Origin of the sequence: Pontibacter sp. HSC-36F09 (genome assembly GCF_024171605.1) — a bacterium.
Lineage (GTDB): Bacteria > Bacteroidota > Bacteroidia > Cytophagales > Hymenobacteraceae > Pontibacter.
On sequence record NZ_JALKAA010000016.1, the window covers coordinates 1 to 2,722 of the forward strand.

Genomic DNA, 2,722 nt, shown 5'->3' on the forward strand with positions numbered 1-2,722 from the left:
TTTAAAGCGTCAATTAGAAACCGGTCTTGCAAGGGATACAAGATAGATACGCAGCAACGTTAGCGGGAGTAATCAATAGTTAATATAGGGGGAATGCATGCCAACGGACTTGGCTTTGCTGTGGCGTAGCTACAGTAAAGGTGTGGTTAGCATATGTTTTATTCAATTACCAGCTTAACCTCTTCAGCATTTATTTTGACGGTCTGACCACCTCGAAAAATGATAATCATATCATCATTATCATAGTCTGGCTTCACACCAAAACTTTCCATATCCTCCCGCATTTCTTGAGGTAGAAACCCAATTACATCAATGCATTTGTCCTCGCTAACAGGCATTTCTCTATCCCTTTCTTGTACCTTCAGGAAGTTTACCCCACTAAAGTATAACTTTATTTTCTCTACATTATTTGGGATGGATTCTTCATCAGCAAATTTATGCCATTGCATTTCGAGTACTTGAGAGGATACTGAATACTTAAACCCACAGAAGTCATAATCATTATGAAGGTCCACGTACTTCCCTGCATAACGAAGTGTAACTGTATCCTCTAACTCGAAATTTGTCAGTTTCATAAATTACAAATAAGTGCTAACCTTTAGCTTAGCCCGATATAATATTTCCCATACACCCAGCACCCTTTTTCCAGGTATAGAAGTATTGCCTTTTATACCTTAAGGCAGCCAGTGAACTACCCGCTAACAAGGCGAAACTGGTCCTAACAGCCGATTCAGACTGGCTGCTTTTTTTACAAACCCGCAGGCAGGGGTCATATAGATTTTCGGGACGCTTTGGGCTCATTATAAAGGTTTCGATCCGCAGCTTGCATAACCTAAACAAAAGATATGGAAAAGCCTATCAATCTGCAAGCCCCGGCCTTTATTCTGGGCATCGATGTGTCCAAAGACAGCCTGGACGTGTGTCTGATCAGAGTCAGCGACAATCAGCAGCTCTGCCACAAGCTCAATAACAACCCCTCGGGCTTCCGCCGCATGAAGGCCTGGCTCAAGCAGCACGGCTGCGAGGCGGGCCCGGAGACGCTCTGCTGCCTGGAGCACACGGGCCTCTACACCCGGCAGGTGGTGCATTACCTGCTGGCAAGAGATGTGCAGGTATGGATGGAGAGTGCCCTTCAGATCAAAAGAAGCATCGGCATGGTGCGCGGTAAGGACGACAAGGTGGACGCCCAGCGCATCGCCCGCTACGCCCTCCTGCACCAGCGCGAGGCCAAATGCGTGAACCTGTCGGGTGTGACGCTGGAGCGCTTAAAAGATCTGCAGGCCAACAGGGGCAGGCTGCTCAAGGCACTGCAGTCGATCAAAGTCACCATCAAGGAACTGCTGGCCGTAGATCCTGTCTCTGGCAAGACGCTCGAGCAGGTCAACAAGAAGGCCATCAGAGGGCTGGAGAAAAGCATGGAGCAGGTGGAGGAGAAGATGCAGGAGTTCATCGCCAAAGACGGTGAGCTGAAGCGGAAATACGACCTGCTCACGGGCATCAAGGGCGTGGGAAAGGTACTGGCCATCTCGCTGCTGGTCTACACGCAAGGCTTCACCAAAATGGACGACGCCAGGAAGCTGGCCTGCTACTGCGGGGTGGCCCCGTTTGAATACCGCAGCGGCACGAGCGTGATGGGAAGGACGGGCGTCTCCAAGTTTGCCAACAAGGAGCTCAAGCACATCCTCCACATGGCCGCCATCAACAGCGTCCGCTTCAACGAGGAGTTCAGGCTCTACTTTGAGCGCAAGGTCGGGGAAGGCAAGAGCAAGATGAGCGTTATCAACGCAGTTCGAAACAAGCTGCTGCACCAGATCGTAGCGGTGGTCAAACGGGGAACTCCGTATGAACTGAAATTGAAGAATATTTAGAGCAAAACCCTTGTTTTACTCATAGATTTCGGCTTGTACAGGCTGCGAATGAGGCACAGTCGAATATGAAGCCTGTGCCGGGTTACAACCTGTTGTTTAGTAAAATACAACTTCACCGTTTCTGATGCCTTCTTCATAGTTTTGAACTATGGCTTTCATTAAGTCGGCAAAGTTGTTAGCAAACACTTCATATTCTTCTTCATTCTCGTGGTCCCATCTAATAATTTGATACTCACCATTCTTATCTTTAGTATTTGTATCAAAACACAGCATTCCCCAGTCAGAGTAGTTCGCAAAGGGTATCATGCCTTTGTTATAGAGGTAATCTTTTGGCCAACCATTAAACACATTTTTTAGCATTACTCTTTTCCATTCCTTAGGTACAAGTGGAGTAAACATCCACACATTACTTATTGGAGCAAGTTCATAGAAGTTCTTATACTTAAGGTATTGTTTGAAAGAGATTGGCAATGGGTGTTTGATTTCAGATTCCAAAGCCTCAATTTCTGAGTCTTTTATCAAACTATCAGATGGTTGCCACGGAATCATATCCCCCTTTTCAGGTCTGGATTCATCCACCAATAAATTGTCAACAATCTCTGATTTGCTAACATAGAAGGAGTCAAATTCAGGACTTGTCATGTTCTGAATTGAAATGTCCACAAACTTTTTTATGTATTCGAAATTCATGTTTTCAATATGTTGTAACGTGTTAGTATAGACGACTTGCGAGGCTTTAGCCGACGCATGAAGTATATACAGGGTTGCACTAAACCTTCGGTAGCTGGTTTTAAAAAGCAGCGGATAAGCGTTACCTTTTGATTCAAACTTATTCCTTACATAAAGATGAAAAA

The 2,722-nt window shown here is 45.8% G+C and carries 3 protein-coding genes; 1 reads left to right on the forward strand and 2 read right to left on the reverse strand.

Features of this window, described 5'->3' with window-relative positions; translation table 11 throughout:
* Positions 1 to 158 precede the first annotated feature (158 nt).
* The gene (locus L1278_RS19445; RefSeq protein ID WP_253406684.1) at positions 159 to 575 is read right to left on the reverse strand and encodes a hypothetical protein; all 417 of its coding nucleotides are present in this window, start codon (positions 573 to 575) and stop codon (positions 159 to 161) included.
* A 270-nt stretch (positions 576 to 845) separates the two neighbouring features.
* Here L1278_RS19445 and L1278_RS19450 point away from each other — a divergent pair, with 270 nt between their 5' ends.
* On the forward strand, positions 846 to 1,868 hold the full coding sequence (locus tag L1278_RS19450; protein WP_253406685.1) for an IS110 family transposase: 1,023 nt from the start codon (positions 846 to 848) through the stop codon (positions 1,866 to 1,868).
* A gap of 96 nt (positions 1,869 to 1,964) precedes the next feature.
* Here L1278_RS19450 and L1278_RS19455 read toward each other — a convergent pair.
* Positions 1,965 to 2,722 (reverse strand): SMI1/KNR4 family protein (locus tag L1278_RS19455; protein ID WP_253406686.1); only part of this gene is annotated, 758 nt, incomplete at its 5' end.